The sequence below is a fragment of the Rhodococcus sp. ARC_M12 genome, from assembly GCF_022810385.1.
In the GTDB taxonomy this organism is placed as follows: Bacteria; Actinomycetota; Actinomycetes; order Mycobacteriales; family Mycobacteriaceae; genus Rhodococcoides; species Rhodococcoides navarretei.
Genome location: NZ_JALGQI010000008.1, coordinates 202,154 through 215,968 on the forward strand (window position 1 = coordinate 202,154; position 13,815 = coordinate 215,968).

13 protein-coding genes are annotated in these 13,815 nt (G+C 65.1%); 8 read left to right on the forward strand and 5 right to left on the reverse strand.

Features of this window, described 5'->3' with window-relative positions; all coding sequences use genetic code 11:
• Positions 1-258: 258 nt before the first annotated feature.
• Both MTX35_RS12535 and MTX35_RS12540 read right to left on the reverse strand, forming a co-directional pair.
• Positions 259-654: a universal stress protein gene (locus tag MTX35_RS12535; protein ID WP_243595270.1), complete on the reverse strand. Its 396-nt coding sequence runs from the start codon at positions 652-654 to the stop codon at positions 259-261.
• Entirely contained in the window at positions 651-1,646 is a 996-nt protein-coding gene (locus tag MTX35_RS12540; RefSeq protein ID WP_243595271.1) for a 2-hydroxyacid dehydrogenase, read from the reverse strand. Before MTX35_RS12540 ends, MTX35_RS12535 begins: the two co-directional genes overlap by 4 nt.
• 338 nt (positions 1,647-1,984) lie before the next feature.
• On the opposite strand from MTX35_RS12540, the gene MTX35_RS12545 reads away from it, so the two are divergent.
• Genes MTX35_RS12545 through MTX35_RS12575 form a run of 7 tightly spaced genes read left to right on the forward strand, consistent with a single transcriptional unit; the run spans position 1,985 to position 9,352 of the window.
• Positions 1,985-3,562 carry an ABC transporter substrate-binding protein gene (locus MTX35_RS12545; protein WP_243595272.1) on the forward strand — a complete coding sequence of 526 codons (1,578 nt, stop codon included), beginning with the start codon at positions 1,985-1,987 and terminating at the stop codon, positions 3,560-3,562.
• Position 3,563: 1 nt separating this feature from the next.
• Positions 3,564-4,493 carry an ABC transporter permease gene (locus MTX35_RS12550; RefSeq protein WP_243595273.1) on the forward strand — a complete coding sequence of 310 codons (930 nt, stop codon included), beginning with the start codon at positions 3,564-3,566 and terminating at the stop codon, positions 4,491-4,493.
• Between the two features lie 8 nt (positions 4,494-4,501).
• Entirely contained in the window at positions 4,502-5,488 is a 987-nt protein-coding gene (locus MTX35_RS12555) for an ABC transporter permease (RefSeq protein WP_243595274.1), read from the forward strand.
• Entirely contained in the window at positions 5,485-6,504 is a 1,020-nt protein-coding gene (locus MTX35_RS12560; RefSeq protein ID WP_243595275.1) for an ABC transporter ATP-binding protein, read from the forward strand. The genes MTX35_RS12555 and MTX35_RS12560 overlap by 4 nt, the downstream gene beginning before the upstream one ends.
• The gene (locus MTX35_RS12565; RefSeq protein ID WP_243595276.1) at positions 6,497-7,492 is read left to right on the forward strand and encodes an ABC transporter ATP-binding protein; all 996 of its coding nucleotides are present in this window, start codon (positions 6,497-6,499) and stop codon (positions 7,490-7,492) included. Before MTX35_RS12560 ends, MTX35_RS12565 begins: the two co-directional genes overlap by 8 nt.
• Positions 7,492-8,229, forward strand: a complete 738-nt coding sequence (locus MTX35_RS12570) for a sulfite exporter TauE/SafE family protein (RefSeq protein ID WP_374230285.1) — start codon at positions 7,492-7,494, stop codon at positions 8,227-8,229. The genes MTX35_RS12565 and MTX35_RS12570 overlap by 1 nt, the downstream gene beginning before the upstream one ends.
• A gap of 49 nt (positions 8,230-8,278) precedes the next feature.
• A complete protein-coding gene (locus tag MTX35_RS12575; protein WP_243595277.1) occupies positions 8,279-9,352 on the forward strand; it encodes an SDR family oxidoreductase in 1,074 nt (357 codons plus the stop codon).
• Positions 9,353-9,398: 46 nt separating this feature from the next.
• Here the strand turns inward: MTX35_RS12575 and MTX35_RS12580 are convergent, their stop codons facing one another.
• From MTX35_RS12580 to MTX35_RS12590, 3 genes are all read right to left on the reverse strand, one after another.
• Complete coding sequence (locus tag MTX35_RS12580) at positions 9,399-10,799, reverse strand: xylulokinase (RefSeq protein WP_243595278.1); 1,401 nt, start codon at positions 10,797-10,799, stop codon at positions 9,399-9,401.
• 40 nt (positions 10,800-10,839) lie between these two features.
• Positions 10,840-12,537, reverse strand: a complete 1,698-nt coding sequence (locus MTX35_RS12585; RefSeq protein WP_243595279.1) for a SulP family inorganic anion transporter — start codon at positions 12,535-12,537, stop codon at positions 10,840-10,842.
• 103 nt (positions 12,538-12,640) lie between these two features.
• Entirely contained in the window at positions 12,641-12,985 is a 345-nt protein-coding gene (locus tag MTX35_RS12590; protein ID WP_243595280.1) for a helix-turn-helix transcriptional regulator, read from the reverse strand.
• Between the two features lie 115 nt (positions 12,986-13,100).
• On the opposite strand from MTX35_RS12590, the gene MTX35_RS12595 reads away from it, so the two are divergent.
• Positions 13,101-13,748 carry a TetR family transcriptional regulator gene (locus tag MTX35_RS12595; protein ID WP_243595281.1) on the forward strand — a complete coding sequence of 216 codons (648 nt, stop codon included), beginning with the start codon at positions 13,101-13,103 and terminating at the stop codon, positions 13,746-13,748.
• Positions 13,749-13,815: the final 67 nt, after the last annotated feature.

Sequence of the window (13,815 nt, forward strand, 5' to 3'; positions counted from 1 at the left end):
GGGTTCCTTTCCTGCGGCAGGGTCAAACGCGTGGCGGGTGACCCACCACGCTCTCCCGTGAACAAGAAGGACCGTAGCCCGACCCACCGACACGAAATCGACATGCCAGTTCGAGCACCACTGAATTCCAGAAACCGCTACGCCACATTCTTGGAGAGATGGATCAGCGCGTAACCGCCCGAAGTTTCGTGCCTACGAGTTTCTGGGCGGCGTGCTGCAACGTCCTCAACGACATCCTTCGCCGCACACGCCACCGAACTACCGCGGCGTCCCGACCGGCGGCTTGACGGCCGTCACCGGGCAGTGTGCCTCGAGCAGTACGCGCTGAGAGATGCTGCCCATGAACAACTTTCCGACGGGCGATCGACGTCGGATCCCGATCACGACCAGCTGAGCCTGCTCGTCGAACGACAGGTCGATCAGATTGTCGGCGTGTGAGCGGCCCGCTTCGTTGTCGTGGATCTTCGTCGTGACACCGACGGCCGAAGTCTCCTCGCGAGCCGACTCGACGGTGGCAGCGAAGTCGGCGTCGGCTGCGCTGTTGTCCTCGGCCACGATGAGCAGGTCCGTTCCACGCATGTGCGCCTCGCGAAAAGCGAAGGGCAGCGCGCCTTTTCCTTCGATGGTCGGCGAGTAGCCGACGACGACGGTCACTGCGTCACCGGCGTGACGAGGGTGCCGTCGGCCAGGAAGCGATCGAGGTTCTCGAGCGTGAGTGCTTCCATCGCGGCCCGCGTCTCCACCGTACCGCTGCCCACGTGCGGCAGCAGCACCACGTTGTCCATCCCCAGCAGGGCGTCGGGCACGTTCGGTTCGTGGGCGAACACGTCGAGACCGGCTCCGGCCAGCTGCCCCGCGGCGAGCAACTCGATCAGCGCTTCCTCGTCGACGACGCTTCCGCGTGCGACGTTGATCAGATATCCCTGCGGCCCCAGCGCTTCGAGCACTGCACGATCGACCAGATGGGCAGTTCCCGAGCCTCCCGACGCCGCGATGATCAAGACGTCGACACCGTCGGCCAGCGCTTGTGGACTGGCTGCATACGTGTACGGCGAACCGTCGATTTCGTTGCGATTGTGGTACGAGATCTCGCAGCGAAACCCTGTGAGCCGATCGGCAATTGCCGAGCCGATGCGCCCGAGGCCGATGATCCCCACACGCTTGCCGGTGACCTGACGCGTCAGTGGCGTGTTGCCCTCGGCCGGCCACCGACCGGCACGCACGAACCTCTCGGCGGAGGACAGCCCACGCATGGTGTCGATCACCAGACCGACCGCGAGGTCCGCCACACAGTCGGTCAACACGTCGGGAGTGTTGCTGACGGCGATACCGCGGTCTGCCGCCGCGTCGACGTCGGTGGTGTCGTAGCCGACGCCGAAGTTCACCACGGCTCCGAGCTGCGGCAACCGCTCCATCAGCGCGGCATCGACGCCGGTCCGGCCGGAGGTGACCACTGCAGTGATCGATTCGCCGTGCATATCGAGAAACTCGTCGCGACCATCCCCCTCGGGCAGTTCCAGCGCGTCGTACTCGGCAACCAACGTGTCCATCAGCGACGGCTTGAGCGGTCCGACTCGGAGCACCCGGCCGCCTTGTTGCGAATCCGGTTGAGACACAGAGTAACTCTGCGAGCTGACGGTGACCATTGTTCTCCTCGCGAGATGGTGGAACGTGCGCGTTTCCTGTACGGTATGCCGCTTCTCGAATACCTGTCCAACACGGAAATAACATGGACCGATACCCAAACGGCATGAACGACGCATTGCCGATGCAGGCTTGACCAGCCTTCCCCCCATCCGGCCTGGTCAGCCCACTTCTCATGTGACTCGAGCCTCATCAAGACTTGGTTTGTGACCCACAAAACTGGCCGGAAAGGGCATTTCGTCCGGTTGACGGTGAAGACAGCCCGCTCCTACCGTGTGTCTACCGTCACAGATTCGGCTGCAACTCGCAGACGCGGATCCTTTTCCCACTGGAGGCCACCATGAGCCCTGCACTCTTCGTGCAGCAGGGACGGAACCATCGCGTCGCCGCAATTGCCGTTGGCGCACTGTCACTTTCACTTGCCGCAAGCGGCTGCACCGTCGCCAACTCCAACAACGGCGGAGCCGCTCGCGCAGATACTCTTCGCATCGTCCTACCTCAGGAACCGCCGACCCTCGAAGCCTGCGACGTCTCGCTCACGTCGGTCGGGGTCGTCACCCGCTCGAACATCACCGAACCTCTCATGGAACGCAACCCCAGCACCGGAGATCTCGAACCCAAGCTCGCCGACTCCTGGGAGCAGACCTCCGACACCGAATGGACGTTCGCGATCCATCCCGGAGTGACGTTCAGCGACGGCAGCCCCTTCGAGGCCGAGGACGCCGCCTTTTCGATCGACCGCACGGTCAACTCCGAACTGGGATGCAACGTCGAAGGGTACGTATTCGGCGACGCGAACCTGGTGGTGAAAGCAGTCGACCCCATGACGCTGACCGTCCGGTCGCCCGAACCCGACCCCATTCTGCCGCTGCGCCTCTCGTTCGTGGAGATGGTTCCGCGCACGGCCAGCTACACCGAGCGGGTGCGCGAGCCGATCGGCACGGGACCGTTCGCGATCGAGCGTTGGGACTACGGCCAGAAGCTCTCGCTCGTACGCAACGAGACCTACTGGGGCCCGAAGCCCGAATACGCCAGGGCCGAATACCAGTGGCGCAGCGAAGGCAGCGTCCGCGCATCGATGGTCACCAACGGTGAGGCCGAGATCGCCACGTCCGTCGGACCCGAGGACGGAGCGGGCGACCTCGGAGTCGCGTACCCCAACAACGAAACAACGGCGCTGCGCATCCAGGCGGCTCAACCGCCACTGGACGACATGCGGGTTCGGCAGGCGATCAATTACGCCATCAATCGCGAGGGCATCGTCAAGGCACTGTTTCGTGGACTCGGTTCACCTGCAGAGCAATTGATTTCCGAGGGCGTGGTGGGCTTCAACGAGGACCTGACACCGTGGCCATACGACATGGACGAGGCCCGCGCGTTGATCGAGCAAGCCCGCGCCGACGGCGTACCCGTGGACACCGAGATCCGCTTGATCGGACGCACCGGGCAGTTCCCGAAGATCAACGAGACGGTGGAGGTCATCCAGAACTCGCTGTCCAAGATCGGTATGAACGTGAAGATCGAAATGATGGACGCCGCGGGCACCGCCGAGTATCAGGAGCGTCCGTTCCCCGACGTCGGGCCGTATCTGCTGGTGATTCAGCACGGCAACCAGGCCGGCGACTCCGCGTTCACCGTCGATCAGTACTTCACCAGCGACGGCTTCCAGAGCGCATACGGCACTGCGGAATTCGACAGAAAGATCGCCGCCGCCGGTGCGCTGACCGGCGAGGACCGCCAGGACGCGTACGCGCAGGTGTTCGCCGACGAACCGAAGGACATCATGCAGATGGCCTACATCGCACACATGAACGGGGTACTCGCCAAGGCGTCCTCGGTCGACTACACCCCGAACTCGGCCACGGTCGACGAAATGCATCTCGCCGCGATGACCCGCGCCGATACCGAGAGGCCCTGACATGTTCGGATTTCTCCGCAGACGGATCTACACCAGCCTCATCCCGCTGTTCGTCGTCCTGCTCGGCGTGTTCTTCCTCGCTCGGCTCACCGGCGACCCCACCAGCCTGTACCTGCCCGAATCGGCCACCCAGGCCCAACGCGAGGCCTTCCGTGCCACCAACGGCTTCGACCAACCGGTGCTGACACAGCTGTTGGACTACTTCAAGGGTGTCGTTCAACTCGACTTCGGGCAGTCGCTCCGCACCGGTGAGGACGCGTCGGCGATGGCATTGCGTGCCTTCCCCGCAACGTTGCAGCTCGCGTTCGCGACGATGTTTCTCGCGATCCTCGGTGCCGTGATCATCGGGTGCTGGGCTGCGTACCGGCCCAACTCACTGGCCGACCGTATCTCGAGCCTGCTGTCGATGACCGCAGCCAGCATTCCCGATTTCTGGTTCGCCATCATGGGCGTCTACGTCTTCGCCATCCTGTTCGGTTGGCTGCCCACCTCCGGTGTCGACAACGGAATGCTCTCCTGGGTACTGCCCATCGCGACACTGCTCATTCGACCCCTCGGCGTGCTGACTCAGGTGGTCCGAGGCGCAATGGTCTCGGCCCTGTCGGCCCCGTACGTTCGGTTGGCGAGAAGTAAAGGGGCAGGCGATCTTCGGGTCGTCACCCACCACGCTCTGCGCAATGCCGCCGCACCGGCGCTGACCGTTGCCGGCGACCTGATGGTCGGACTCGTCAACGGGGCGGTGGTCGTCGAAGCCATCTTCGGCTGGCCCGGCATCGGAAAGCTGATGATCGACGCCATCCTGCAGCGCGACTTCGCCGTCCTCCAGGCGGCCGTTCTGTTGACGGCAGTGTCGATCTTCGTGCTCAACATCGTCATCGATGCCTGCTATGCACTGCTCGACGCCCGGGTTCGCGACAAGGTGAAGGTCTAGGTAAGAACATGTCACTCGACTTCGAAGCACCGAAAACGTCCGAGCCCGAGGATGTTCCGTCCTCGGTTCCGGTGGAAGCCCGCAAAGCATCGGCCCCGCTGTGGAAGCTGCTGTTGCGAGACAGGGTTGCCACCGTCGCCGCTGCGATCCTGGTGCTGGTCCTGCTCACGGCGATCTTCGGGCCGATGCTGGTCGGCGACTCGGCGACCGATCAGGATCTCGACCGCTCGAACCTGCCACCGTTCACCCTCGACACCGGGTGGATGAACATTCTCGGTACCGATCCACTGGGCCGCAGCATGCTCGCCCGGTTGATCGTGGCCAGCAGAACCACACTCTCGGTTGCCGTTCCGGCCGTGATCCTTTCCGCGATCATCGGCTCGTTCATCGGTATGTGGGCCGGCTTCCATCGGGGCTGGCGCGAGACCGCGGCGATGCGCGTCGCCGACGTCATCCTCAGTTTCCCATCCCTGCTGATGGCCGTCGTGGTGCTCTACGTCTTCTCGCCCAGCGCTGCGAACATCGTGCTGGTGCTGACGGTCACGCGTATCCCGATCTACCTGCGTACCGCTCGCGCCGAGTCCGCAGAACTGCAGAGTCGGTTGTTCGTGGACGCCGCCCGTACCTTCGGTGCCAAGAGCGGATCGGTGATCCGACGCCATGTGGCCCCGATTCTGCTGCCTACCCTGCTCACCGTCGCAACCCTGGACTTCTGCTTCGTCATCCTCGCCGAATCGTCACTGAGCTTCCTGGGCATCGGTATTCAGCCACCGGACGTCTCCTGGGGCCTGATGGTCTCGCAGGGCCGGACCTACCTGCAGACCGCCTGGTGGCTCTCGTTCTTCCCCGGCCTGGCCATCGTGTTGACGACCGTCTCGGCCACCGTGCTCGCCGCCTGGGCCCGCATCGCCACCGACCCCGCGCAGCGCTGGCGACTCAACGTGCCCCGCTCCAAGCGCTCTCGCCTGCTCCCCGCACGAAAGGTCGTCTCATGAGCGCACCGGCAACAACACCGCACCGAACCGACACCGGCAGCGTCGCCCTCGACGTTCGCGGGCTGACCGTCGATCTGCGGACGCCGTCGGGCGTCATCCGCGCCGTCGACAACGTCACCTTCACCGCCCGTCGCGGTGAAACCCTGGCTCTGCTGGGCGAATCCGGTTGCGGTAAATCGATGACGGCACAGGCCATCGTCGGGTTGCTCGAGCCGATCGCGGACATCACCGGTGGCTCGGTCGAATTGGGCGAGATCGACCTGGTGACGGCCAAGACCAAGGTACGACGCACGGTCGCGGCCACCGAATTGGCCATCGTCTTCCAGGACGCACTGACCGCCCTCAATCCCGTCTACACCGTGGGAACTCAACTGGCCGAACCGTTTCGGATCCATCGAGGTATGTCCGGCAAGCAAGCACGGGCGGAGGCCATCGCGCTGATGGCCCGCGTGGGCATCCCCGAGCCCGAATCACGCGCCGACTCCTACCCGCACCAATTCTCCGGTGGTATGCGTCAGCGCCTGCTGATCGCGATGGCCGTAGCGCTGAGCCCGTCGGTACTGCTGGCCGACGAACCGACCACCGCCCTCGACGTGACCGTGCAGGCGCAGATCATGGCGCTGCTCAAGGAATTGCGCACCGAGCACGACATGGCCGTCGTACTCATCACCCACGACCTCGCTCTGGTGGCCGAAGAGGCCGATCGAGTGGCAATCATGTACGCGGGCAACGTCGTCGAGACCGGACCGGTGTCCGAGGTGTTCGGCGAACCGCGCCACCCGTACACCAAGGGTTTGCTGGACTCGGTACCCGTTCACGCCGTCCGCGGTGAGGATCTGAAGTCGATCGGCGGCACCCCACCGGATCTGCATTCCATTCCCGACGGGTGCGTCTATCAGGCCCGCTGCCCCCTCGCCCGCGAGATCTGCATCAGCACTCGACCGCCGCTCGAATCCGTCGGCACCGGCCGGATGTCGGCCTGCCACTTCCCGAACGAGGTACCCAGCCATGTCTGAGCAACTGCTGACCGTGCGCGGCCTGAACAAGACCTTCGACGTGGGCCGCGGCAAACTCCGGGCCCTCGACGCCATCGACCTCGATCTACGACGTGGCGAGACCCTCGGCCTCGTGGGCGAATCCGGCTGCGGCAAGTCCACTCTCGCACGCACCCTGATGATGCTCGAACGACCCGACTCGGGCACCGTCGCCTTCGACGGCATCGATCCGTTCGCGCTGCGCGGCAAGGACCTCCTCGCGTGGCGTCGACGAGTACAGATGGTGTTCCAGGACCCGTACGGCTCACTGAACTCGCGAATGACGGCAGGTGACATCATCGGCGAACCGTGGCGAACCCACAAGGGCCTGTACAAGACTCGCCGCGATCGTTCCGCACGAGTTCGCGAACTGCTGCATCTGGTGGGCCTACGCCCGAGCGACGAGAATCGATTCCCGCAGGAATTCTCCGGCGGTCAACGCCAACGCCTCGGCATCGCGCGAGCTCTTGCCCTGAACCCCGACGTGATCATCTGCGACGAGCCCGTCTCGGCCCTCGATCTCTCGGTGCAGGCGCAGGTACTCAACCTGCTCAACGACCTGCAGAAGCAACTCGGCATCTCGTACGTGTTCATCTCGCACGATCTGTCGGTGGTCCGACACGTCGCCGACCGCGTCGCGGTGATGTACCTGGGCCGCATCGTCGAATCCGGGGCCACCGAAGCAGTATTCGAGCGACCGTCCCATCCGTACACCGCGGCGTTGATGTCGGCCGCACCCACACTCGACGCGTCGAACCGCGGGACGAAGATCCTGCTGAAGGGCGAGGTACCGTCGCCGCTGAATCCGCCGTCGGGATGCCGATTCCGCACCCGTTGCTGGAAGGCGACCGAACTGTGCGCCAGTGAGGCGCCACCGGTGGCGCTCGACGCCGACGAGGCCGATCACATCGCCGAATGCCACTATCCCCTCGCCGCAGGCAATCTCGGCCTCGTTGCTGCCGGGACGTGATGGCGACACACCTGAGCGTCACCGGCTTCGTCGTCGTCGCCCTGGCCATCTTCTTCGCGTCGGCGATGCAGGCGTCGATCGGATTCGGCATGGGCATGCTCGCAGCGCCGATCGTGGCCATCGTCGACCCCGGTCTCATCCCGGCGACGCTGATCATGCTCGCCGTTGTCGTCAGCGTGCTCGTTCTGGTTCGTGATCGCACCGCCCTCGATCTCTCGGGAGCGGGGTGGGCACTCGCCGGTCGCCTGCCCGGTTCGGCGGTGGGTGCACTTCTGCTCGTCCTACTGCCCGAGCGAGGACTGGCCATACTGCTCGCGCTTGTGGTGTTGGGCGGCGTCGCACTGACATCCTTCGGCTGGGTCCCGTTCCCGCACCGACGAAATCTGGTGGTGGCCGGGGCCGCGTCGGGAATTCTGGGAACGGCCACCTCCATCGGCGGACCACCGATGGCCCTGGTGTGGCAACGCAACACCGGGGCCGAACTACGCAGCACCATGAGCTGCTTCTTCCTCGTCGGCTCGCTGATCTCGCTGGCGGTACTGGCGGTGGCCGGCGCTGTAAATGCCCATACGGCCACGCTGTTCGTGTTCCTGGCCCCGGCGACGATTCTCGGTTTCCTGCTTTCGCGGGTGGTCAATCGTGTTCTCGACCGTCGACGCCTGCGCATCGTCGCGATCACCGTCTCCGCCGTCGGCGCGCTCGTGCTCGTCGGCCAACAGGTACTCGCCCTGTTGTGAGACGCGACGCGTCACGTGTCGAGTCGGCCCCAGTGGGTAGTCCGCACGAATGACTACGAACACCACACGCGCGCTGATCGTCGGTGCCACCGGTATTTCCGGGCAGGCCCTGTGCCGCGCCGCACTCGATGCCGGCTGGACCACCTACGGACTGAGCCGCAGCGGAAGTACCCCCGTCGACGGCGTCGTGCCGGTGGCTGCGGATCTGCTCGACCCGGAGTCCTTGCGGGACGCCCTGGCCGACGTCCGTCCCGAGGTCGTGTTCTTCACCGCCTGGATGAAGAAGGACTCCGAGAAGGAGAACATCGAGGTCAACTCGGCGACCCTACGCAATGTTCTCGACGTTCTCGGACCCCTCGATTCGGTGAAGCACGTCGCGCTGATGACCGGCCTGAAGCACTACCTGGGACCGTTCGATGCCTACGGTGAGGCCGTGATGGCCGAGACGCCGTTCCACGAGACCGAACCGCGGCTCGACGCACCGAACTTCTACTACGCGCAGGAAGACGAACTGTTCGCCGGTGCCGAGAAGTTCGGATTCGGCTGGAGCGTGCACCGCGCCCACACCGTCTCGGGATTCGCCGTCGGCAACGCGATGAACATGATGCTGACGCTGTCCGTCTACGCATCGATCTGCAAGGAACTCGGCGAGAAGTTCGTCTTCCCCGGCTCCGAAACACAGTGGAACGGGCTCACCGACCTCACCGACGCCGACCTGCTCGCCGAGCAGATGGTCTGGGCCGCAACCGACGACAACGCGCACAACGAGGCCTTCAACATCGCCAACGGTGACGTCTTCCGCTGGCGCTGGCTGTGGCCACAGTTCGCCGCGCACTTCGGCGTCGAGCCCGAGGGTTTCGACACCGAACCGCGTCCACTCGAACCGCGCATGTCCGACGCGGCCGCCGCGTGGAAGCGCATCGCCGAGAAGCACGATCTGGTGGAGAGCGACGTCTCCCGGCTGGCGTCGTGGTGGCACACCGACGGCGACCTCGGCCGCGACATGGAATGCCTGACCGACATGAACAAGTCGAAGAAAGCCGGGTTCCTGGGCTTCCGATCCACCCCGGATGCCATCGCCTCGGTGATCCAGCGTTACCAAGAAGCGCGCCTGATTCCCTAGTGCGTGAGAGCGGCTGCGCCGCATGTGCACGAAACTTCGTAGCCCACTACGAACTTCCGCTCACATGCGCGTAGCGCTCTCGCACCGCCGGGGTGGGGTCGGCCTCGTATATCCGCGACGGTGCCTGCGCCCAGGTCGGCGGCTCGCTGGTCCCGGCCAGTGTCCACGCCGCCTGGCGCGCTGCGCCGTCGGCCACGTACTCACCGGGCTCCGGCACGATCACCGGCGCACCCAGGATCGCCGGTGCCAGCTCACGCAGAGCTGCCGATTTCGCGCCACCGCCGATCAGCAGCACCCGCTTCGTCTCCACACCCTGCGCGCGCAGGTGGTCGATACCGTCGGCCAAGCCGCACAGCAACCCCTCGATTGCCGCGCGTGCCAGGTGGCCGGGCGTCGAATTGTTCAGTCGCAGGCCGTGAACGGACGCGGAGGCGTCCGGCAGATTGGGCGTGCGCTCGCCTTCGAAGTACGGCACCAACACCAGGCCCTCGCTTGCCGTCGACAGCGCCAACCGGGACAGTTCGTCATGGTCGACGCCCAGCAGACGCGCCGTGGCATCGAGCACGCGAGCAGCGTTGAGCGTGCACACCAGCGGCAGTTGACGGCCGGTGGCGTCGGCGAATCCGGCGACCAGGCCCGAACCGTCCGCTGCGGCAACCGAGGTCACGGCCGAGACGACACCGGATGTACCGATCGAGACGACCACATCACCGGGCTGAGCATCGAGGGCGAGCGCCGCCGCGGCATTGTCTCCGGTTCCCGGCCCGATCAGCGCACCGCCCGATGTGCGGCCGATCGCCTCGCTCGGCGCAGCAACTCGGGGCAGCTGCGGGTTGCGCCCCCGAAAGCCCAACTGCAACAAGTCGGTTCGGTACTCGTTCGAGGCGGCGGAGAAGTACCCGGTGCCGCTGGCGTCCCCTCGATCGGTGGCCAGGGCGTCCAGTCCGGCTGCGCCGCCGAGCTGCCAGCTCAGCCAATCATGCGGAAGACACACGGCCGCAGTGCGATCGGCGTTGTCGGGCTCGTGGTCGGCAAGCCACCGCAATTTGGCGACGGTGATCGACGCCAACGGAACCACACCGACGGCGTCGGCCCAGGCCTGTCCGCCGTCGACGCCGGTCTGCTCACCCAACTCGGCAACCAGATCCGTTGCGGCCTGCGCCGATCGAGTGTCGTTCCACAGCAACGCCTTGCGCACCACAGCACCGGCGTCGTCGAGGCAGACCATGCCGTGCTGCTGCGCACCGACCGACACCGCGTCCACGTCGTCGAGTCCGCCTGCTGCCGACACCGCCTCGTCGAGCGCATCCTTCCAGCGCTGCGGATCGATCTCGGTGCCGTCGGGATGAGCAGCTCGCCCCTGGCGCACCAGCTCTCCCGATTCGGCGTCACGAACGAAGACTTTGCACGATTGAGTGGAAGAGTCGATTCCGGCAACGAGAGCCACGATGAGCTGGTCCTTTCCTACGCAAGTGTGACCTACGACCCTACCCGCGGTGTGTGGTCGCCTCGGTCACCAGCGTGCGCGCGTATGCGATGGCCTGCGGCGTGGTGTCGAAGACGCGTCGCGCATCGTCGTCCTTGGTGGTGAACACGCCCAGAGCCTCGAGCGGACGCAGGTGTTCAGGTTTCGCTGCGGAGATGAGGACGGTGATGCGGCGGTGTTCGAGTTCGGTGATCGTGTCCTTGAGCACGCTCGCCCCGGTCGCATCGATCGTGGTGACTCGGGACATGCGCAGAATGACCACTTTCACGTCCGAGACGTCGGCGAGTTCGAGGAGAAAGCTGTGCGCGGCTCCGAAGAACAACGCTCCGTCGATTCGGTAGGCGACGATGTGTTCGCGCAGCAAGCTTTCTTCTTCCGTCGACACCGCGTCGAGTGCGTCCAGAGGAACCTGCTCGACCCTGGCCGATCGCGCAACAGCCCGCAGTGCCAGCACCGCAGCGAACCCGACGCCGACTGCCACCGCCGTCACCAGATCGAAGACGACCGTGACGAGGAAGGTCGCCACCATCACCACGGCGTCGCCGCGGCCTGCACGAGTGATCGCTCGAATCGACGCGGTTTCGACCATGCGCACCGTGGTCGCCAATAGGACTCCGGCGAGGGCGGCGAGTGGGATATCGGCCACCAGCCCGGCGGCCGAGTACATGATCGCCGCGAGGATCACGGCATGGGTGAGCGCCGCGAGCCTGGTCCGCGCCCCTGATCGAACGTTGACGGCAGTGCGGGCGATGGCACCGGTGGCGGGGATCCCGCCGAACAAGGGAGCTGCGATGTTCGCCAGTCCCTGCCCGAACAACTCCCGGTCGGGGTTGTGCCGCGCGCCGACGCCCATCGAGTCCGCCGCGGTCGCGGACAGCAACGATTCCAGGGCGGCCAGCGCAGCGACGGCGAACGCCGGTGCCACCAGCGCGGTCACGTCGCCGAGGTGGAAGAAGCTCAGGCTCGGGGCGGACAGCGACGACGGAATCGTGCCGATGCGGGCGATGTCGAAATCGAACAGTTGGGCAGCCACCGTCGCTGCAACAACAGCGACCAGGGAGAACGGAACCTTCGGTGCCAGGCGGCCGCCGACGAGCATGAGAACCGCGACTGCGACTGCGACAGCGGGAGTCAGGACACTGGCGTGCGAGACGAACGAGCGCACCGCGTCGAACGCGGATTGCCACACCTTCTCCCCCTCGGCGTCGGTGATGCCCAAAGCTGCCGGAAACTGTTGCAGCGCAATGACGACGGCGATACCTGCCGTGAATCCTTCGATGACGGGTGCCGGCATGTATCGCACGGCCCTACCGATGCCTGCTACCGCGAGCGCCAGCAGGATGACCCCGGCCATCAACCCGACCGCGAGCACTCCCGTCGGCCCGTATTCGGCAACGATCGGGACCAGCACCACCGTCATGGCACCGGTGGGACCCGACACCTGGAACCGTGATCCACCGAATATCGCGGCGACGACTCCCGCGATGATCGCGGTGGTCAGTCCCGCCGCCGCACCCAGCCCGGTGCTGACGCCGAAGCCGAGCGCCAGAGGCAACGCGACCAGGGCCACGATCAGGCCGGACAACAGATCTGCACCGGGCGCGCGGAAGGCGGGCTTCCACTCGCTCCACCTGGGCAGGAGTGCGGACAGTGCCGTGAGTGTCTCGCTGGTACGTGTCGGGTTCGCAGGTTCGGCCATGCGCTGCTCTTTCGGACTGCTCGATCGCTGATTCAACTGATTGCTAAGTTTAGCAATCAGTGAATCAGTGGAGCAATGGACCAAAGTCCTCTGTATCGGAGGATCAGCTGCGCGCTCCGGATTCGCCTTCCAACAGCTCGGCCTGGTTGGCCACCACTCCCGTGAGAATTTCCCGCGCGACGAGCAACAGGTCGGCCACCTTCGGCGACGTCAATGTGTAAGAGACCGACAAACCGTCGCGAGTTCCCTCGATGAGGCCCGCGCGTCGCAGGATGGACAACTGCTGCGACAGATTCGCCGGCTCGATACCGATCTCGGGGAGCATCTCGGACACGGCATGCTCGCGCTCGCTCAACAACTCCAGCACGCGAATACGAGCGGGGTGAGCCAATGTCTTGAAGAAGTCGGCCTTCATTCTGTAGAGCGGCCGACTCGAATCCGTGGCCATGACGTCCTTCCGTGGCACCCACCACCGCTCAGCAGGCTACTTGCGAACACTAGCAATCAATCGCCGGAAGGGACGACCTCCCTGTCCTTCCCGAAACTCGGCTACCTTCACTCTCATGCGCGGAGACCCCGAAGAATCCACCGACTTCAGGCTCACCGTGGCCACGGCCGCACTCGACCTGTTCTCCGTCAAGGGCTACGAGGCGACGACGGTGGACGACATCGCAGTCGCCGCCGGAATCTCGCGTCGGACATTCTTTCGGCAGTTCCGCGCCAAGGAAGACGTCATCTTCGCCGATCACGAAATACTGCTCGAGCAAGCCGGCGCGTTCCTCGATTCCAACGAGGGCGACCCGTGGCAGGCAGTGTGCGACGCTGCGCAGTTGGTCTACGAGCGCTTCTCGGACTGGATGGAGATGTCACGCTTGCGCTACCAGGTGGTGCACCGAATCCCGGCCTTGCGCGACCGAGAAATCGTCACCGTCTTCCGGTACGACCGACTGTTCGTCGAGTACTTGCAAAACGCACTGCCCGACCATTCGCACCTGGAAATACTGCAGTTCTCCGCATCGGTGACCGCGACGCACAACTACATCCTGCGACGCATGATTCGCGACGGCATGCCGACGTCCGTCGCCGATCTGCGATCGGCCCTCTCCCAGGTCCGAGCCCAGTTCCTCGGTGAGATCGTCGTTGCGTCGTTCCCGCGCGGCACGTCCGTCAGCAAGGTCGTCGACGCATTGGCCGACCACACACACGACTGAGAGCTTGGCACTGAGTGCCGCCTGCACGAGACCCGGTCTTGAATCGGTCCGAATACGGACGTACACT